Source organism: Rugamonas violacea (assembly GCF_016461825.1).
In the GTDB taxonomy this organism is placed as follows: Bacteria; Pseudomonadota; Gammaproteobacteria; order Burkholderiales; family Burkholderiaceae_D; genus Rugamonas.
This window is the reverse complement of record NZ_JAEMNU010000074.1, coordinates 33,182-50,832: the sequence shown is the minus strand read 5'-3', so window position 1 is coordinate 50,832 and position 17,651 is coordinate 33,182. Positions and strand designations below refer to the sequence as shown.

Here is a 17,651-nt window from a genome sequence, read left to right as displayed (position 1 = left end):
CGGGTCTGACCCCAGGGTTGCGCCGCTGGGTCTTGCTTGATGCCTCGGGCGCCTTTGCGAAGGGCTGACCCCAGGGTTGCGCCGCCGGTCTTGCTTGATGCCCCGGGCGCCTTTGCGAAGGGCTGCTATGCGCGCGCTGCGCAGACGATGCGGTGGCGGCCGTTCCACTCGGCGCCGGCGGCCAGGGCCTGCTGGTCGACCAGCGCCGGCTCGATGCAGACGAAGCGCAGATACTCGTCGTCGGCCAGGTCGGCCAGCGCAGCGGCGTCGGCCGCGCCAGGATTCCACACCACCCATTGCTTGAAGTCCTGCTGTTCCAGGCGCAGCGTGGCGTCGGCCGTGTGCAACGTCAGCGCCGGCGTGGCCTGGTAGAGGCGGTCGTGCTTTTGCTCGAAGCTCAAAGACGCTTGCTCCTGCACGCCGGTGCTCAACTGGTGGTCGGTGTAACTGGCGCCCAGTAGACCGTCGATGCGGGTGGCGGCCAGCTGGCCGACGTCGAAGTAGGTGTGCAGCGCCACGCCGAAGGGGAAGGCCTCGGCGCCGGTGTTACGCACCGTGAAGTTGAGCTCCAGCGTGTCGCCTTGCAGCGCGAAGCGCAGGCGCAGCGCGAAGGCGTGCGGCCAGGCCTGCGCCGCCGCTGGCGGCAGGTCGTCCGGCGTCAGCGCGAATTCGGCCCAGGCTAGCGCGCCGTCGCTGCCGCTGTCGGCCAGGCGCCAGGTGCTGACGCGGGCGAAGCCGTGGCGCGGGCCGTCGCCGCGCACATTAAACTGGGGGAAGATGACCGGCACGCCGCCGCGTATCGCCTTGCTGCCGTCGAGCGCAGTCCGGCTGCTGCAGAACAGGCGTTCCTTGCCGTCGGCGGTGCGCCAGGACAGCAGATGGGCGCCGAACAGCGCCACCGTGGCCTGGGCGCCGTCGGCGGCGCTGATGCGCACCGCCGGCAGGCTGCCGTATTCAACCATCGTCACTACTGCCATCGTGTGGGTCCTTTGTGTGTCGGTCGGTATGGCGCTTGCCCAGCCGGTCTGCCTGCCTGTTTTCTTGCGTGTGCTCAGGTCAGGCGGTTTTTGGCCAGCGGCGGATTCTTGGCGAAGTAGCGGCGGATGCCCTTGACGATGGCGTCGGCGATCTGGTCCTGGTAACCGTTGTCGAGCAGCTTGGCCTCCTCCTCCGGGTTGGAGATGAAGGCCGTCTCGATCAGGATCGACGGGATGTCCGGCGCCTTCAGCACGGCGAAGCCGGCCTGCTCGACCGAACCCTTGTGCAGGCGGTTGATGCCGCCGATCTCGCCCAGCACCGCCTTGCCCAGCTTGAGGCTGTCGTTGATCTGCGCCGTGGTGGAGAGGTCGAACAGCACGCTGGCGAGCTGTTTGTCGTGGCCGCTCGCGTTGACGCCGCCGATGGCGTCGGCCAGGTTCTCCTTGTTGGCCAGCCAGCGCGCCGCGCCCGAGCTGGCTCCTTTTTCCGACAGCACGAACACCGACGAGCCGCGCGCGCTCGGTTCGACGAAGGCGTCGGCGTGGATCGAGACGAACAGGTCGGCCTGCACCTTGCGCGCCTTGTCGACGCGGGTGCCGAGCGGGACGAAGTAGTCGCCGTCGCGGGTCAGCATGACGCGCATGTTCGGGTGTTCCTCCAGCTTGGCCTTGAGCCGCTTGGCGATCGACAGCACGATGTCCTTCTCGCGGCTGCCGTTCTTGCCGGAGGCACCGGGGTCCTCGCCGCCATGACCGGGGTCGAGGGCGATGGTCAGCATGCGCACGATCTTTTGCGCCGGGCCGCCCTTGGCCTCGGCACGCGCCTCCAATTTGGCTTCGGCCTCGGCTTTGTTCTTGGCTTCGGCCTTCTCTTCGGCCTTGGCCTCCGCCTTGCCGCCTGGCTTGGCATCGGCCTTGCCGTCGCCGCGCATGATGGCGGCGATGTCCGGTTTGGTCAGCTCGCCCTTGTGCGCTTCCGGCAGGGGCAGGCCGGCTTCGGCGGTTTTGCCCGGTGTCGGTTCGGCCTTGGCGGCCGGCGGCTTGGCCGTTGGCGCCTCGCTCGACCAGTCGCGTTTCTCGATCATCGCGGTGAGCGGGTCGACCGGCTTGACCGGATACAGGTCGAAGATCAGGCGGTGCTTGTAGTTGCCGGCCGGGGCCAGGGTGAACACCTGCGGCGTGACCTCTTCCTTCAGGTCGAACACCAGGCGCACCACGTTGGGCCGGTTCTGGCCCACCCGCACTTGCTTGATGTAGGGATCGTTGGACTGGATCTTGGCGACCAGGCTTTTCAGCGTCGGGTTCAGCTCCAGGCCTTCGATGTCGACCACCAGCCGTTCCGGGTCCTTGACGATGAAGTGGGTGGCCTTCAGGCTGGCGTCGTTCTCCAGCGTGACGCGGGTGTAGTCGTCGGCCGGCCAGACCCGCACGGCGAGGATCTGCGCGGCGAGGGCGGGCAGCGGCGACAGCACCGATAGCAGCAGGGTGCCGCCGGCCTTGAGTACGGTGCGGCGTGTGATGGTGCGTTCGCTCACAGGTTGGGGGCGAATTTGAGGCGTTGAAGACATGAGATACCCAGGGCGGTCGACGCCTGCAATTCTACATCACGGCCCTGGCCGGCAACGGCCAGGAAAATATTCAGGTCCGGCGGCGGCAGCACCGGGTCGGCTTTTTCCGGCCATTCGACGATGCAGATGTTGTCGCCGTTGAAGTCTTCGCGGAAGCCGGCGTCGAGGAATTCCTCCGGGCTGCCCATGCGGTACAGGTCGAAGTGGATGACGCCGACGGCGCGCCCGCCGAGCTGCACCTGGTAGGGTTCGGACAGCGTGTAGGTCGGGCTTTTGACGTGGCCGACGTGGCCGGCGGCGTGCAGCAGGGCGCGGGTGAGCGCGGTCTTGCCGGCGCCAAGGTCGCCGTGCAGGTGGATCGCCAGGCCGGGCGCCAAGGCACGCGCCAGCGCGGCGCCCAGGGCGGCGGTGGCTTCTTCGTCGTGGAGGTGGGCTTTAAAATGCGGCATCGAATAGAATGTGGGTCTGAAGATCGTTCGCGGGCCGCGCCGGCCCGCCTGCCTGCATTGTAAAGCCTGTCTACGCCGATGTCCCTGTCTGAATCCAAATTAGCCGAACTTGCCGCCCGCATCAAGCAATGGGGTGTCGAGCTCGGTTTCGCCGAGTTGCGCATCGCCGACATCGACCTGCGCGCCCAGGAGGCCGGCCTGCAAGCCTGGCTGGACGCCGGCATGCACGGCGAGATGGACTACATGGCCAGCCACGGCATGAAGCGGGCTCGTCCGGATGAGCTGGTGCCGGGCACGGTGCGCGTCATCTGCGCGCGCATGAACTATCTGCCGCAGGCCGGCGGCGCTGCTGCTGTTGCTGCTGCGCTCGATGCCGATGCCGATGCCGATGCCGAGGCGCCGGGCAGCTGGCGCGCGGCCGAGGCGGCGCGGCTGGCCGATCCGGGCGCGGCGGTGATCTCGGTCTATGCCCGTGGCCGCGACTATCACAAGGTGCTGCGCGCCCGTTTGCAGCAGCTGGCCGACCGCATCCGCGCCGAATCCGGCGAGTTCGGCTACCGTGTCTTCACCGACTCGGCGCCGGTGATGGAGCTGCCGCTGGCGCAAAAATCCGGCCTGGGCTGGCGCGGCAAACACACCCTGCTGATCAACCGCGACGGCGGCTCGCTGTTCTTCATGGGCGAGATCCTGGTCGACATTCCGCTGCCGGTGGACGAGCCGGTGAGCGCCCACTGCGGCGGCTGCAGCGCCTGCATCACGGCCTGTCCGACCCAGGCGATCCTGGGGCCGGGCCGGCTCGACGCGCGGCGCTGCATCTCCTACCTGACGATCGAATCGAAGAGCGCCATTCCGCTCGAGCTGCGGCCGTTGATCGGCAACCGCGTCTACGGCTGCGACGATTGCCAGAGCGTCTGCCCGTGGAACAAGTTCGCCCAGCGCGCCGTGCTGCCGGACTTCGACGAGCGCCACGGTCTGGGCAGCGCCTCGCTGGTCGAGCTGTTCGGCTGGAGCGAGGAGGAGTTCAACCGCAAGATGGAGGGTAGTCCGATCCGCCGTATCGGCCATGTCAGCTGGCTGCGCAATCTGGCGGTGGGGATGGGCAACGCGGCGGCGGCCGGCGCCAAGGGCGACCAGGCCATCGTCGCGGCGCTGCTAGCGCGCCGCGAGCACGAGTCGGCGCTGGTGCGCGAGCATGTGGAGTGGGCGCTGGCCTGCCATCGATAGGCCCCCGCGTTCAGTGCCTGGTGCCGGATGGGCGCGGCCGGCGGGGTGCCGGACGGGCGTAGCGGGCGTGCAGCCAGGGGGGGGGGGCGGTTAAGCGTGCTTGAGGCGCAGCGCCGACCAGTCGTCGTCGATGGAGATCATGGCCACGCTGTCGAGTTCCAATGTGGCGGCGAAGTTGCGGATGGTGTCGCGATGGATGTCCGACTTGTGCTTCGAGCCGCCCTTGACGTAGGCCACCCACAGCGCGCCCTTCGCGGCCAGGCGCGCCTTCGCCTGCGGCAGTAGCGTTTCCAGCTCAAGCTGGCTGTTGGCGAATAACAGCACGAAGTCGGCGCCGGCGGCATCGTTGTCGATCAGCCCGGCCGGCAGTTGTGCCAGCAGCGCGGCGTGGCGCGCATCGGCATTGAGCACGATGATCGCCGTGGCGTTCTTCACATACATTTTTTCGGCGATGGTTTTTGCAGTCATGGTTGCATCTTGTTGAAAACGATGCTCGCCAGGCAAGGTGACGTGTGCATTGGCCCAATATGACTCCACTGCGGCAGAATCGTTGAGGTCATATGGGCATGGCGGCTCATCAAGCGGCTCCGGCGCCGTCGCCAGCACCGACTCACTGTGATGTGATTTTAAAATAGGTTCGTTCTTCATATGTCGATGTTATGCCAGGCGCACAGTCAGTATGACCATGATAGGCCGCTCGCTGATCCAAAACAAGCGACCGCGGCCTTGGCCGAATAGGCGGCAATTACTTCAGCAGGCCCGCCAGCTCGACCGCCGTTTTGACCTGCATCTTGTCGAAGATATGGGCGCGGTGGACCTCGACGGTGCGCATGCTGATGCCCAGCTGGTCGGCCACGACCTTGTTCATCTTCCCCGCCAAAATCAGCTCGAGCACCTCGCGTTCGCGCGACGACAGCGTGGCCAGGCGGGCGTGCACGGCGGCCAGCGCGCCGGCCTGGCGCGAGCCGGCCAGGCCCTCCTGCACGCGGTCCATCAGCTGGTTGTCGTTGAAGGGCTTTTCGAAGAAGTCGAAGGCGCCGCGCTTGAGCGTGTCGACCGCCATCGGCACGTCGCCGTGGCCGGTCAGGAAGATCACCGGCAGGCGCTGCGCCAGGCCGCGCCCGGCCAGCAGGTCGAACAGGGCGAGGCCGTTCATCTCCGGCATGCGCACGTCGAGCAGCACGCAGTCGCCCTCGGGGGCGAACTGGCCTTCCTTGACGTAGTCCAGGAATTGGGCGGCGCGCTCGTAGGCGCGCGCCGGGATGGCGCGCGAGGCGGCCAGCCAGGACAGCGAGTCGCGCACCACCGCTTCATCGTCGACGATATGCAGCATCTTATTGGTCTCCTTCTGGCGCCGTCCGGACCGGGGCGGCCGGCAGCGCGAATGTGAATATGGTACCGCCGTTCGGATTGGCGCGGTGGTTCAGGGTGCCGCCATGGAACTCGATGGCGGTGCGGCATATGTTCAGGCCCATGCCCATGCCCTCGGCCTTGGTCGAGAAGAAGGGCGAAAACAGCCGCTCGGCCACCTCCCGCGGAATGCCGTGGCCTTGGTCGATCACCGACACCACCACCTGGCCGGCGGCGGCGGCGTGCTCGGCGACGACGTTGAGCACGCGGCGTTGCGGCGGGATGTGGGCCATCGCTTCGATGGCGTTGCGGGTCAGGTTGAGCAGCACCTGCTCGATCAGCATGCGGTCGGCCAGCACCGGCGGCAGCGCGGCCGGCAGGCTGGTCTGGAAGGCGACATAGAATTGGCGCGCCTGCAGTTCGATCAGCGCGCGGATGCCGTCGAGCAGCTCGGCGATGCTCACCGCCTGGCGCTCCGGCTCGCGCTTCTTGACGAACTCGTGCACGCTGCGGATGATCTGGCCGGCGCGCTGGGCCTGGGCGCTGGCCTGTTCCAGCGCCGGGCGCAGCATGGCGCCGTCGACCGCCGCGCCGCTTTGCTCGGCCCGCCCCAGCACGTTGAGCGCGCCGGTGGTGTAGCTGGAGATGGCCGCCAGCGGCTGGTTCAACTCGTGCGCCAGCATCGACGAGATCTCGCCCATCGTCGCCAGGCGGGCGCTGGCCTGCAGCTTCTCCTGCTGCTGGCGGTTGAGTTCCTCGATGCGCTTGCGGTCGGAGATGTCGAGGATCGAGCCCATCCAGCCGGTCTGCCGGCCATCCTTGTCGACCAGCGGCGCCTCGAAGATCAGCACCGGCACGCGCACTCCGTCGGCGCGCTGGAACATGGTTTCGAACTGCGGCGTGAAGGTGCCGGCCAACACGCTGGCGAAGCGCTGCTGGTACTCGGCCATGGCCTCCGGCGCCCAGTAGGGCATGGGCGGCAGCTTGCCGACCAGTTCTTCCGGCGGGTAGCCGACGATCTGGCAGAAGGCCGGGTTGACGTAGGTGACGCGGCCTTCCAGGTCGCGCGCCCGCAGGCCCGTCACCAGCGAGTTTTCCATCGCCGTGCGGAACGACATCTGCTGGCGCAGCGCGCCTTCGGCGGCCAGCCGGCGCGAGATGTGGCCCCACAGCGCGAGCAGGCTCCACAACAAACCCAGCGACAGCGCGATGACCGAGCCGACCAGCAGGTTGGGCAGCAGCTTGGGCGCGCTCTTGACGCTGTCGGTGACCAGGGTGATCGAGGCGCCCGGCAGGTCGAGCGCGCGCTTGTGGGTGTAGACGCCGTGGCCGGGGCCGGCGGCGGCGCGGCGCGCCAGCACATTGTCGTCGCGGTCGATCAGGGTCACCTGGTTGTCCTGGGCGAACCACCAGGGCACCATTTCCTCCAGCAGGTCGGCGGTCTGGTAGGTCGCCAGCAGGCTGCCCAGATAGGTCTCGCCGCGATAGATCGGCTGGTGGTAGTCCATCATCACGGCGGCCGGCGCGGCGCGCCGGTTGGGCGTCTGCGCTTCCGGCTGCACGTAGCGCGGGTTGCGCGTGCGGCGCGCCAGGTCGGCGGTGGCGCGCGAGGCCTCCGACAGGTCGAGCGCGGTGCCGGGCGCCAGCTCGGCGTCGCTGCTGGCCTGGACGCGGCCCTGCGGATCGAGCCACAGCACGCGCTGCAGCTCGTGGCCGTTCTTCAGCAGGCGCGCCAGGCGTTCGTGCAGGCGCTGGGCCGACAACTGGCCGGCGGCGATCTCGCCGGCCAGGCCGCGCAGACTGTCCTCGTCGCGGCCGAGCTGGAAGCGGATGGTCTGCTCGACCCACAGGGTGTCGGCGATCAGCTGCTCCTGCCGCTCGTTGCTCTCCATCTGGCGCGCCTGCCAGGGCAGCCAGATCAGGATCGCCAGGAAGAACAGCAGCAAAAACACGGGCAGCAGCCAGCGCAGCGGGGTGCTGAACTGGAAACGGCGGGGCGGGGGCGGGGCTATGGTCATGGGCCGGTCAGGGTAGCGGCTGGCGCCTGTGGGGCTATTGTGGTTTTCCACAGTTGCGCTACGGCACGTATTCGGCGAATATCGGCGATAATCCAGCCCATCCGTTATTGGGCCTGGGCACAATAATAAAGTATTTATCCACCTTGGAGACACTATGAAATTGCAAGTCACCTTGGCCGCGCTGTGCGCCGCCTTCTGCCTCAACGCGTCCGCGCAAGCGCCCATCGTCATCAAATTCAGCCACGTGGTCGCCACCGACACGCCGAAGGGCCAGGCCGCCGAGCGCTTCAAGCAGCTGGCCGAGAAGGGCACCAACGGCCGCGTCAAGGTCGAGCTGTACCCGAACAGCCAGTTGTACAAGGACAAGGAAGAACTCGAGGCGCTGCAACTGGGCGCCGTGCAGATGCTGGCGCCGTCGCTGGCCAAGTTCGGCCCGCTCGGCGTCAAGGAGTTCGAAGCCTTCGACCTGCCCTTCATCTTCCCCAGCAAGACCGCCTTGTACAACGTGACCGAGGGCGAGATCGGCAAGGGCCTGCTGAAGAAACTGGAAGGCAAGGGCATCACCGGCCTGGCCTTCTGGGACAACGGCTTCAAGGTCATGTCGGCCAACAAGCCGCTGCGCGTGCCGGCCGACTTCAAGGGCCAGAAGATGCGCATCCAGTCGTCCAAGGTGCTCGACGCGCAGATGCGCACGCTGGGCGCCAACCCGCAGGTGCTGGCCTTCTCCGAGGTCTACCAGGCGTTGCAGACCGGCGTGGTCGACGGCACCGAGAACCCGCCGTCGAACATGTACACGCAGAAGATGCATGAGGTGCAGAAGCACGTCACCGTGTCCAACCACGGTTACCTGGGCTATGCCGTCATCGTCAACAAGAAGTTCTGGGACGGCCTGCCGGTCGACATCCGCGCCGCCCTCGAGAAGGCGATGAAGGAGGCCACCACCTTCGAAAAAGCCATCGCCCAGCGCGACAACGACCTGGCCCTGGAAGCGATCAAGAAGACCGGCAAGACCGAGGTCTACACCCTCAGCGTCAAGGAACAGGCCGAATGGCGCCGCGTCCTGCTGCCGGTGCAGAAGGACATGGAAGGCCGCATCGGCAAGGATCTGATCTCGGCCATCAACAAGGAAGCGGCCAAGTAATTCGGCGCCCGTGCGGGACGGCGGCGCCGTCCCGCCTTGTATCCCTCCTTTGAAAGACCACCATGAAATTCCTGGACCACCTGGAAGAGTGGATCATCGCGACCCTGATGGGCGCGGCCACCTTCATCATCTTCATCGCCGTGGTGCACCGCTATCTGGCCGGCCTGCCGATCCCCGGCGTGCAAGACTTCCTCATACAAATCAACACCAGCTGGGCGCAGGAGCTGTGCATCTATATGTTCGTCTGGATGGCCAAGTTCGGCGCCGCCTACGGCGTGCGCACCGGCATCCACGTCGGCGTGGACGTGCTGATCAACCGCATGAATCCGGCCTGGCACCGGCGCTTCGTGTTCTTCGGCCTGCTCTCCGGCGCCGTCTTCACCGGCATCGTCGGCACCCTGGGCGCCAGCTTCGTGTGGGAGATGGGCCACACCGACCAGACCTCGGCCGACCTCGAGGTGCCGATGTGGATCGTCTACCTGGCCGTGCCGCTCGGCTCCTACCTGATGTGCTTCCGCTTCCTGCAGGTGGTGCTGTCCTACGCCCGCACCGGCACGCTGCCGAAACATGACCATTCCCACGTCGAGGGACTGGAAGAAGAACTCGCCCACGACGCGCCGGGAGCCAAAGCATGAACGCCATGATTATTTTCGTCCTGCTGCTGGCGCTGATGTTGACCGGCATGCCGATCTCCATCTCGCTCGGCCTGACGGTGCTGACCTTCCTGTTCACCATGACCCAGGTGCCGATCGAATCGGTGGCCCTGAAGCTGTTCACCGGCATCGAGAAGTTCGAGATCATGGCGATCCCGTTCTTCATCCTGGCCGGCAACTTCCTCACCCACGGCGGGGTGGCCAGGCGGATGATCAATTTCGCCAGCTCGATGGTCGGCCACTGGCACGGCGGCCTGGCGCTGGCCGGCGTGCTGGCCTGCGCGCTGTTCGCCGCCGTTTCCGGCTCCAGCCCGGCGACGGTGGTGGCGATCGGCTCGATCATCCTGCCGGCCATGGTCAAGCAGGGCTATCCGAAAAGCTTCGGCGCCGGCGTGGTCACCACCTCGGGCGCGCTGGGTATTTTGATCCCGCCGTCGATCGTGATGGTGATGTACTCGGTCACCACCAACACCTCGGTGGGCAAGCTGTTCATGGCCGGCGTCATCCCCGGCATCATGCTGGCCTTCCTGCTCGGCCTGACCACCTGGTTCCTGGCGCGCAAGCACAAGTATCCGCGCCTGCCCAAGGCCGGCTGGGGCGAGCGCTTCGCCGCCTTCAAGAAGAGCGCCTGGGGCCTGCTGCTGATCGTCATCGTCATGGGCGGCATCTACAGCGGCGCGTTCACGCCGACCGAGGCGGCCGCGATGGCCGCCGTCTACGCCTTCTTCATCGCCGTGTTCGTCTACAAGGACTTGAAGATCAAACAGGTCGGCAAGGTCTTGCTGGACTCGGCGGCGATGTCGGCGATGCTGCTCTACATCATCACCAACGCCGTGCTGTTCTCCTTCCTGATGACCAGTGAAAACATCCCGCAGGCGATGGCGGAGTGGATCACCGGCCAGGGCCTGGGCGTCGTCACGTTCCTGCTGGTGGTCAACGTGCTGCTGCTATTGGCCGGCAACGTCATGGAACCCTCGTCGATCGTGCTGATCATGGCGCCCATCCTGTTCCCGGTGGCGATGAAGCTGGGGATCGATCCGGTGCACTTCGGCATCCTGATCGTGGTCAACATGGAGGTCGGCATGTGCCATCCGCCGGTCGGCCTGAACCTGTACGTGGCCTCCGGCATCACCAAGATGGGCATCTCCGAGTTGACCGTGGCGGTGCTGCCTTGGCTGCTGACCATGCTTGGCTTTTTGCTATTGGTGACTTATGTACCACAAATTTCGCTGTGGTTGCCAAATTTAATTTACTCTTAATCCAGACGTGTTCCGGGGCTCAAAAAAAGCTGGGAAAAAGCCATTCAGGTACGTTATGATGGCGTCGCTGTCGGACATATAACTCATAAGGATATGTTCGCAACGAGCAAAGGACACGCAGGATTAGTTGGTGGGGAGTGTGTATAAAAACGGCTTCAAAGCCGGCCATATATCGAGGAGACACACGTTTTACAGAATGCTGTTGGCATCATCGCTGAAGGCCGCCACAAGCGCGCTACAGCCAGAGTCAAACGGCCGGAAACGTGAAGCAGGATTTCGGAGCGCACCGCAAGGTGCGCTTTTTTTCGTCCCGAGGTTCTACAATGTGTGCTGAACTGCCACAAACGCTGTAGTTTGGATGAGACAAAAGGACAACTTGCGTGATGAAAAAACAACAGGGTAGCGAACTTTTCTCGGCCATCGTGGACCTGCCTTTCGGCAAGCTCGGCGTCCGCACGGCGGGCCAGCTGGTGACCGAGTTGTGCTACCTGGCGCCGCACTTCGAGGCCAAGCCGGCGCAGGACGCGGTGGCCGAGCTGGCCGCCGGCCAGCTGGCCGCTTACTGCGCCGATCCGGACTTCGTCTTCGCGCTGCCGCTGGCGCGGGTCGGCAGCGACTTCCAGCGCAAGGTGTGGGACAGCATCGCCGCGATCCCGCGCGGCAGCGTGCGCACCTACGGCGAGCTGGCGCGCCACATCGGCTCGGCGCCGCGCGCGGTGGGCCAGGCCTGCGGCGCCAATTGGTTCCCGCTGGTGGTGCCCTGCCACCGCGTGACGTCGGCCTCCGGCCTGGGCGGCTTCGCCCACAGCGACGACCAGAACGGCTTCCTGCTCGGCGTCAAACGCTGGCTGCTGGCACACGAGGGGGCGAGCGAATACGCATGGCACCAGACAACCCTGCTCTGATCGACGAGTTCTGCGACAGCCTGTGGCTGGAGGACGGCCTGTCGAAGAACACCCTGGAGGCCTACCGCCGCGACCTGCGCCTGTTCGTCCGCTGGCTGGACGTCAAGCGGCCCGGGCTGGCCAACCTGCATGCCGTGGGCACGCCCGACATCGACGCCTATTTCGCCGCCCGCCACGAGGAAACCAAGGCCAGCTCGTCGAACCGGCGCCTGTCGGTGCTCAAGCGCTTTTATCAGATGGCGCTGCGGCAGCGCCAGATCACGGCCGACCCCTGCCTGAACCTGGCTTCGGCCAAGCAGGCGACGCGCTTCGTCCACACCCTCAGCGAGGCGCAGGTGGAGGCGCTGCTGGCGGCGCCCGACGTGGCCACGCCGCTCGGCCTGCGCGAGCGCACCATGCTGGAGTTGATGTACGCCAGCGGCCTGCGGGTGTCCGAGCTGGTGACCTTGAAGACGCTGGAACTGAGCCTGAACGACGGCGTGCTGCGCATCACCGGCAAGGGCGCCAAGACGCGGCTGGTGCCGTTCGGTGCGCAGGCGCGCCTGTGGCTGGAGCGCTACATGAAGGAGGCGCGCGGCGCGATCCTCGACGGCCAGCTCGACGACGCCCTGTTCGTCACCCGGCGCGGCGGGCCGATGACGCGGCAGATGTTTTGGGTGTTGATAAAAAAGCATGCGCAAAAGGCCGGCATCACGGCGCCGCTGTCGCCGCACACCCTGCGCCACGCCTTCGCCACCCATCTGCTGAACCACGGCGCCGACCTGCGCGTGGTGCAGTTGCTTCTGGGACACTCCGACATCTCGACCACGCAGATTTATACCCATGTGGCGCGGGAACGGCTGAAACGCCTGCACGCCGAGCACCATCCGCGTGGCTGAGCGGCGGTTTTGCTGCGGCCGATTACTTGTATCGGTCATATCTGCGTCATAATGTGACCTAAGTAAGTCAACATCGTGAATATAGAGGTAGCAAATGGCAAAGACAAATTTCCAGTACGAGAAGCGGCAACGCGAATTAGAGAAGAAGAAAAAGGCCGACGAAAAAGCCAGGCGCAAGGCCGAATTGAAGACCACGCCGGGTGGCGAGGGCGAAGCGGAGCCGGATGAGGCCGCCGAAGACGGCGACGCCGCCGAAGGCGAGACGCCGGCCGCGTAAGCCCGGCGGCGGACGACGAAAGGCGCTTGAGCAGCCCCGCGCGGGCGGGTTTCGTCTGTCATTGCCAAAGAGACTGGTTGAAATGCCGTTCAGTTGACGCTGGGCGGCATTTTTGCTTGTGGCGCGCCAGGCGCGCCATCCACATAAAAAAGAAACCGGGCACAGGCCCGGTTTTGTTTTTTTATCGACAGCGGCGGGCCGCCGCGTCGTCCCCGCCGTTGCGGGGACGAGTCTAGCGATCGCTCAGGCGCGTTCGGCCACGTTGTGTTCCTTGTGTTCCTGGTGCGCCGCGGCGTGGTGTTCGTCGATGCCGGCCACGCCGTGCGCCTCGGCGGCGCCCTGGAAGAAGCGCTTGGCGCGCTTGCCCAGGTTGTCCAGATAGGTGTAGGCGACCGGCACCACCACCAGCGTCAGCAGGGTCGAGGTGAGCACGCCGCCGATCACCGCGCGGCCCATCGGCGCCTGCGTCTCGCCGCCGTCGCCCATGCCGATGGCCATCGGCAGCATGCCGAACACCATCGCCAGCGTGGTCATCAAAATCGGCCGCAGGCGCACCTGGCCGGCCTCCATGATGGCCTCGAACTGGCCCTTGCCGTCGCGCTGGCCGTGGTTGGTGAAGTCGACCAGCAGGATGGCGTTCTTGGTCACCAGGCCCATCAGCATGATGAAGCCGATCACCGAGAAGATGTTCAAGGTGCTGCCGGTCACCAGCAGCGCCAGCAGCACGCCGATCAGCGACAGCGGCAGCGACACCATGATGGCGATCGGTTGCAGGAAGCTGCCGAACTGCGAGGCCAGCACCAGGTAGATGAAGATCACCGCGATGCCCAAGGCCATCATGGCGCCCGCCATGGTCTCCTCCATCTGCTGGGCGTTGCCGGCGACGTCGAAACGCACGCCGGCCGGCAGCTCGATGGACTCCATGGCCTTCTTGACGTCCTGGTCGACGTCGCCGCCGGGGCGGCCCTCGACGCCGGCGTACACGGCGACGCGGCGTTGCAGCGCCTGGCGCTTGAGCACCTGCGGGCTCGACGAGGGCACGAAGTCGACCACCTGGCGCAGCGGCACCATGATCGGCCGGCCGTTGGCGTCGTTGCGGCTCGAGGCCAGCGACAGGTCGGCCAGGTCGGCGATCTTCTGCCGGCCCGACTTGGGCAGTTGCACGTTGACGTCGTAGTTCTGGCCGTCGCCGGCCAGCCAGTGGCTCACCGTGTCGCCGGCGACGAAGGGCCGCAGCGCGCTGCCGATCTGCTGCACCGACAGGCCCAGGTCGCTGGCCAGCTCGTTGTTGATCTTGATCGTGGTCGAGGGGTTGGCGCCCTCCTGGCTGTATTCCAGGTCGGCCACGCCCTTGATCTTGCGCATCTTGTCCATCAGCCGGTGGGCCACGTCGTCGAGCTTGCTTTCGTCGACGCCGAGGATGGCGATGAAGATCGGCTTCTGGCCGAACGACAGGGTGATGCCGGCGATGCTGGCCATGCGTTCGCGGATCAGCTTCTCCAGCTCCTTCTGGGTGCGCCGCTTGTGCAGCTTGTGGTCGACCAGTTTGAGGTCGATGCGGGCGTGGTTGCGCACGTCGCCGGGCGGGGCGACGACGGCGATCCGGCTGTCAATCTCGGGGAAGGCCTTGAGCGCCTCCTCGACCTGCAGCACCTTGCCGTTGGTGTATTCCAGGCTGGAGCCGACCGGGGTCTTGAAGGTCAGGTTGATCCAGCCCTCGTCGGTCTCGGGGAACATCTCGCCGCCGATCATCGGCACCAGCATCAGGCTGCCGACGAACAGGCCGAGCGCCGCCGTCAGGGTCAGCTTGCGCCAGCGCAGGGCGAGTGCCAGCACGCGGCCGTACCAGACGTGCAGGCGGTCGATGCCGGTTTCGATCCAGGCCATGAAGCGGCCCAGCCACGGCGCGTACTTGAAGCGGTCCTTGACCGGGTCGCGCCAGACCGAGGACAGCATCGGGTCGAGCGTGAAGCTGACGAACAGCGAGACCAGCACGGCGACGGCGACGGTGATGCCGAACTGCAGGAAGAAGCGGCCGATGATGCCCTTCATGAAGGCCACCGGGACGAACACGGCGACGATGGCGAAGGTGGTGGCCATGACCGCCAGGCCGATCTCGTTGGTGCCGTCGTTGGCCGCCTTCAGATGGCTCTTGCCCATGCCGAGGTGGCGCACGATGTTCTCGCGCACCACGATGGCGTCGTCGATCAGCAGGCCGATGCACAGCGACAGCGCCATCAGCGTGAGGAAGTTCAGCGTGAAGCCGAAGAACTTCATGGCGATGAAGCTGGCCATCACCGAGATCGGCAGGGTCAGGCCGGTGATGATGGTGCTGCGCCAGGAATGCAGGAAGAAGAAGACGATCACCATGGTCAGCACGGCGCCTTCGATGATGGTGTGCTTGACGTTGTTGAGCTGGTTCTGCACGCGTTCGGACTCGTCGTCGAGCAGGCGCAGCTTGATGTCGGCCGGCAGCGATTTCTGCAGTTCGCGGGTGATGCGCTGGATGCCGGTGCCGACTTCGACCACGTTGGCGTCCTGCACCTTGGTGATCTCGATGCTGATGGCGCGTTGGCCGTTCAGGCGCGAGATCGACAGCTCCTCCTGCTCGCCGTCGACGACGCCGGCGACCTGGTCGAGGTAGACCGGGCCGTTGGCGCGGCGCGCCACGATGATCTTGTTGAAGTCGCGGGCGTCCTTCATCTTGCCCTCGACCCGCACCAGCTGCTCGGCGGCGCCGAAGCTGATGCTGCCGGCCGGCAGGTTGGTGTTGGTGGCCTGGATGGCGCGGATCACCTCGTCGACGCCGACGCCCTGCGCCGTCATGTCCTCGGGGCGCAGGCTGATCAGGATCTGCCGCGCCGTGGTGCCGCTCAGCTTGACCTGGCCGACCCCGGCCACGCTCTGGAAGCGCTTGCTGATGATCTGCTCGGTCATGGTCGACAGCTCGCGCATCGTGTGCTCGCTGGCGGTCAGGCTGAGGGTGGCGATGGCGCGCTCGTTGTCGCCCTCGGCGCGGGCGATGTAGGGGTCCTTGGCCTCCTTGGGGAAGCGCGGGCGCACCAGCGCGACCTTGTCGCGCAGCTCCTGCATCGCCTTGTCCATATTGGTCGACAGCTCGAACTCGAGGTAGATGCCGGCCTTGCCTTCCCAGGAGTTGGCGCGGATGGTCTTGATGCCGCTGACCGTGTTGACCACGTCCTCGATCGGCCGGGTGATGTCGTTCTCGACCGCCTCGGGCGAGGCGCCCGGGTAGTTGACCTCGATGGCGGCGAAGGGGAAGGTGACGCTGGGCATGCTCTCGATGCCCAGGCCGCGGTAGGAGAACAGGCCGAGCACGACCAGGGCGACCATCACCATGGTGGCGAAGACCGGATTCTGGATGCTGGTTTTGGTGATCCACATGGCTTAGTCCTTCCGCGCCAGCATGGCCGCTTTGTCCTTGGCGGGCGCGGCGGCGGCCGGCAGCTTGACCTGGCTGCCCGGCTTGACGCCGTCGAGCTTGGCGACGATCACGTTGGCGCCGGGCGCCAGGCCGTCGAGCACCTCGGCGTAGCCCTCGTCGTCGTTGCGCAGGCCCAGTTTGACCGGCTGCGCCACCACCTTGCCCTGTTCGACCTTGTAGACCACCTGGCGGCCCTTCTCCTCGCGCAGCGCCTGCAGCGGCAGCAGCGGCATCACCGCCGAGCGGGCGGTGGTGATGCTGCCCTTGGCGAACATGCCGCCGCGCAGGGCGCCGTCGGCGTTGGGCACGGCGATGTAGACCAGCATGGCGCGCGAGCCGGCCTCGGTGGTCGGGTTGACGCGCGCCACGGTGCCGACGAAGTCGCGGCCCTGGAAGCCGTCGACCTTGAACTGGACCTGCTGGCCGATCTTGACGCGCGGGATTTCGGCGGCCGGCACCTGGGCTTCGAGCACCAGTTCGGACAGGTCGACGATGGTGTAGACGGCCATGTCGGGCGCCACTTTCTCGCCGGCCTGGACGTGGCGCTTGCTGACGATGCCGCCGAGCGGCGCGCGGATCACGCCGTCGGCCAGCGCGATGCGCGCCAGTTCGACCTGGGCCGAGGCGGCCTTGACGCCGGCGCGCGCCAGCTCGACGCTGTTGTGCGTGCTGTCGTAGGCGTTCTGCGAGATGTAGTTCTGCTTGAGCAGGGCCTGGTTGTTGGTCTCGTTCTTGTTGGCCAGCGACAGCTTGGCCTGGGCCTCGTCGAGCGCGGCCTGCTGCTGGGTCAGGCGGGCGCGCAGCTCGGCCGTGTCCAACCGCAGCAGCACCTGGCCGGCCGCCACGGCGGTGCCCTCCTGCGCCGTGGTGGCCTCGATCTGGCCCGACACCTTGGACTTGACGGTGGCCTGGCTGAGCGGCATCAGCGAACCCGACAGCGGCAGCTTCAGGGCCAGCGCGCGCGCTTCGACGGCGGCGATGTCGCCGCCGGCCAGTTCGTAGATTTCCTGTTTGGGCGCCTTGCCGGCGTCCTTGGCGGCGGCCGGTTTGGCGCCCGACTGCATGACGGTCCAGCCGCCGCCGGCCAGGGCCAGCACGACCAGGCCGATCAGCGGGGCGCGCCAGCGTTTGCCGCGCGCGGCGGTGGGGAGGGACGGGGGCAGGGTCTCAAGTTTCATATTGTTTTCTGGTCAAGGTTTGCCAAGGTCGGCAAGGTCGCAACAAGGGCACGGCGCGAAAACGGCGGGCGCGGCGCGGACGGTCAGGCTGGCGCTCAAGCTTGCGGGATGCGCACCACGGCGGTGGTTGGTGGAAGGACACGCCTGCCCTTCCCGGAGAACCGCGGTGGTGCGCATGGTGACACTGTATGGAGATGACAAGTGTCGCGCCACCTCCGTGCGACAGGGCGGCAAAAGGCGGGCTTGAACTGCAGAAAAGGCGGATCGGCGGCGAATGCCGTCCGCTTGGGGCGCCGGCGGCTACAACACCACCCAGAGGCGGACAGCCG

15 protein-coding genes are annotated in these 17,651 nt (G+C 66.4%); 7 read left to right on the top strand and 8 right to left on the bottom strand.

Translation table 11 applies throughout. The annotated features are described in order from the left end of the window. Positions 1 to 125: 125 nt before the first annotated feature. The 3 genes from H7U20_RS14220 to tsaE all read right to left on the bottom strand — a co-directional run bounded on the left by H7U20_RS14220 (position 126) and on the right by tsaE (position 2,994). Positions 126 to 977 carry a D-hexose-6-phosphate mutarotase gene (locus tag H7U20_RS14220; protein WP_199759807.1) on the bottom strand — a complete coding sequence of 284 codons (852 nt, stop codon included), beginning with the start codon at positions 975 to 977 and terminating at the stop codon, positions 126 to 128. Positions 978 to 1,051: 74 nt separating this feature from the next. Next, entirely contained in the window at positions 1,052 to 2,545 is a 1,494-nt protein-coding gene (locus tag H7U20_RS14215; RefSeq protein WP_199759806.1) for an N-acetylmuramoyl-L-alanine amidase, read from the bottom strand. Beyond that, positions 2,509 to 2,994: a tRNA (adenosine(37)-N6)-threonylcarbamoyltransferase complex ATPase subunit type 1 TsaE gene (gene tsaE / locus H7U20_RS14210; protein WP_199759805.1), complete on the bottom strand. Its 486-nt coding sequence runs from the start codon at positions 2,992 to 2,994 to the stop codon at positions 2,509 to 2,511. Before tsaE ends, H7U20_RS14215 begins: the two co-directional genes overlap by 37 nt. A 78-nt stretch (positions 2,995 to 3,072) precedes the next feature. Between tsaE and queG the strand changes: the two genes are divergently transcribed. Continuing rightward, positions 3,073 to 4,218 (top strand): tRNA epoxyqueuosine(34) reductase QueG, encoded by a 1,146-nt coding sequence (queG, locus tag H7U20_RS14205; RefSeq protein WP_199759804.1) that lies wholly within the window; start codon positions 3,073 to 3,075, stop codon positions 4,216 to 4,218. A gap of 90 nt (positions 4,219 to 4,308) precedes the next feature. Here the strand turns inward: queG and H7U20_RS14200 are convergent, their stop codons facing one another. The 3 genes from H7U20_RS14200 to H7U20_RS14190 form a co-directional block, all read right to left on the bottom strand. Then, on the bottom strand, positions 4,309 to 4,866 hold the full coding sequence (locus tag H7U20_RS14200) for a DUF3052 family protein (protein ID WP_199759803.1): 558 nt from the start codon (positions 4,864 to 4,866) through the stop codon (positions 4,309 to 4,311). 97 nt (positions 4,867 to 4,963) lie between these two features. Continuing rightward, on the bottom strand, positions 4,964 to 5,551 hold the full coding sequence (locus tag H7U20_RS14195; RefSeq protein ID WP_199759802.1) for a response regulator transcription factor: 588 nt from the start codon (positions 5,549 to 5,551) through the stop codon (positions 4,964 to 4,966). Between the two features lies 1 nt (position 5,552). Further along, complete coding sequence (locus H7U20_RS14190) at positions 5,553 to 7,586, bottom strand: sensor histidine kinase (RefSeq protein WP_199759801.1); 2,034 nt, start codon at positions 7,584 to 7,586, stop codon at positions 5,553 to 5,555. Between the two features lie 154 nt (positions 7,587 to 7,740). Between H7U20_RS14190 and H7U20_RS14185 the strand changes: the two genes are divergently transcribed. The 6 genes from H7U20_RS14185 to H7U20_RS14160 all read left to right on the top strand — a co-directional run bounded on the left by H7U20_RS14185 (position 7,741) and on the right by H7U20_RS14160 (position 12,699). Beyond that, positions 7,741 to 8,727, top strand: coding sequence for a TRAP transporter substrate-binding protein (locus tag H7U20_RS14185; RefSeq protein WP_199759800.1), 987 nt, complete (start codon positions 7,741 to 7,743; stop codon positions 8,725 to 8,727). A gap of 62 nt (positions 8,728 to 8,789) precedes the next feature. Further along, the gene (locus H7U20_RS14180) at positions 8,790 to 9,362 is read left to right on the top strand and encodes a TRAP transporter small permease (protein ID WP_199759799.1); all 573 of its coding nucleotides are present in this window, start codon (positions 8,790 to 8,792) and stop codon (positions 9,360 to 9,362) included. Next, positions 9,359 to 10,639, top strand: a complete 1,281-nt coding sequence (locus tag H7U20_RS14175) for a TRAP transporter large permease (RefSeq protein WP_199759798.1) — start codon at positions 9,359 to 9,361, stop codon at positions 10,637 to 10,639. The genes H7U20_RS14180 and H7U20_RS14175 overlap by 4 nt, the downstream gene beginning before the upstream one ends. A 383-nt stretch (positions 10,640 to 11,022) precedes the next feature. Next, a complete protein-coding gene (locus H7U20_RS14170) occupies positions 11,023 to 11,544 on the top strand; it encodes a methylated-DNA--[protein]-cysteine S-methyltransferase (protein WP_199759861.1) in 522 nt (173 codons plus the stop codon). Further along, complete coding sequence (gene xerD, locus H7U20_RS14165; protein WP_199759797.1) at positions 11,520 to 12,422, top strand: site-specific tyrosine recombinase XerD; 903 nt, start codon at positions 11,520 to 11,522, stop codon at positions 12,420 to 12,422. Before H7U20_RS14170 ends, xerD begins: the two co-directional genes overlap by 25 nt. A gap of 94 nt (positions 12,423 to 12,516) precedes the next feature. Beyond that, a complete protein-coding gene (locus H7U20_RS14160) occupies positions 12,517 to 12,699 on the top strand; it encodes a hypothetical protein (protein WP_199759796.1) in 183 nt (60 codons plus the stop codon). Positions 12,700 to 12,942: 243 nt separating this feature from the next. On the opposite strand, the gene H7U20_RS14155 is transcribed toward H7U20_RS14160, so the two are convergent. Further along, on the bottom strand, positions 12,943 to 16,104 hold the full coding sequence (locus H7U20_RS14155; RefSeq protein WP_199759795.1) for an efflux RND transporter permease subunit: 3,162 nt from the start codon (positions 16,102 to 16,104) through the stop codon (positions 12,943 to 12,945). Between the two features lie 3 nt (positions 16,105 to 16,107). Next, positions 16,108 to 17,322, bottom strand: a complete 1,215-nt coding sequence (locus H7U20_RS14150; RefSeq protein ID WP_199759794.1) for an efflux RND transporter periplasmic adaptor subunit — start codon at positions 17,320 to 17,322, stop codon at positions 16,108 to 16,110. Positions 17,323 to 17,651: the final 329 nt, after the last annotated feature.

Excerpts from the sequence above, each read along its gene's own strand:
- H7U20_RS14220 (WP_199759807.1), bottom strand. The coding sequence starts at position 977 with ATGGCAGTAGTGACGATGGTTGAATACGGCAGCCTGCCGGCGGTGCGC.
- H7U20_RS14215 (WP_199759806.1), bottom strand. The coding sequence starts at position 2,545 with ATGTCTTCAACGCCTCAAATTCGCCCCCAACCTGTGAGCGAACGCACC.
- tsaE (WP_199759805.1), bottom strand. The coding sequence starts at position 2,994 with ATGCCGCATTTTAAAGCCCACCTCCACGACGAAGAAGCCACCGCCGCC.
- queG (WP_199759804.1), top strand. The coding sequence starts at position 3,073 with ATGTCCCTGTCTGAATCCAAATTAGCCGAACTTGCCGCCCGCATCAAG.
- H7U20_RS14200 (WP_199759803.1), bottom strand. The coding sequence starts at position 4,866 with ATGAAGAACGAACCTATTTTAAAATCACATCACAGTGAGTCGGTGCTG.
- H7U20_RS14195 (WP_199759802.1), bottom strand. The coding sequence starts at position 5,551 with ATGCTGCATATCGTCGACGATGAAGCGGTGGTGCGCGACTCGCTGTCC.
- H7U20_RS14190 (WP_199759801.1), bottom strand. The coding sequence starts at position 7,586 with ATGACCATAGCCCCGCCCCCGCCCCGCCGTTTCCAGTTCAGCACCCCG.
- H7U20_RS14185 (WP_199759800.1), top strand. The coding sequence starts at position 7,741 with ATGAAATTGCAAGTCACCTTGGCCGCGCTGTGCGCCGCCTTCTGCCTC.
- H7U20_RS14180 (WP_199759799.1), top strand. The coding sequence starts at position 8,790 with ATGAAATTCCTGGACCACCTGGAAGAGTGGATCATCGCGACCCTGATG.
- H7U20_RS14175 (WP_199759798.1), top strand. The coding sequence starts at position 9,359 with ATGAACGCCATGATTATTTTCGTCCTGCTGCTGGCGCTGATGTTGACC.
- H7U20_RS14170 (WP_199759861.1), top strand. The coding sequence starts at position 11,023 with ATGAAAAAACAACAGGGTAGCGAACTTTTCTCGGCCATCGTGGACCTG.
- xerD (WP_199759797.1), top strand. The coding sequence starts at position 11,520 with ATGGCACCAGACAACCCTGCTCTGATCGACGAGTTCTGCGACAGCCTG.
- H7U20_RS14160 (WP_199759796.1), top strand. The coding sequence starts at position 12,517 with ATGGCAAAGACAAATTTCCAGTACGAGAAGCGGCAACGCGAATTAGAG.
- H7U20_RS14155 (WP_199759795.1), bottom strand. The coding sequence starts at position 16,104 with ATGTGGATCACCAAAACCAGCATCCAGAATCCGGTCTTCGCCACCATG.
- H7U20_RS14150 (WP_199759794.1), bottom strand. The coding sequence starts at position 17,322 with ATGAAACTTGAGACCCTGCCCCCGTCCCTCCCCACCGCCGCGCGCGGC.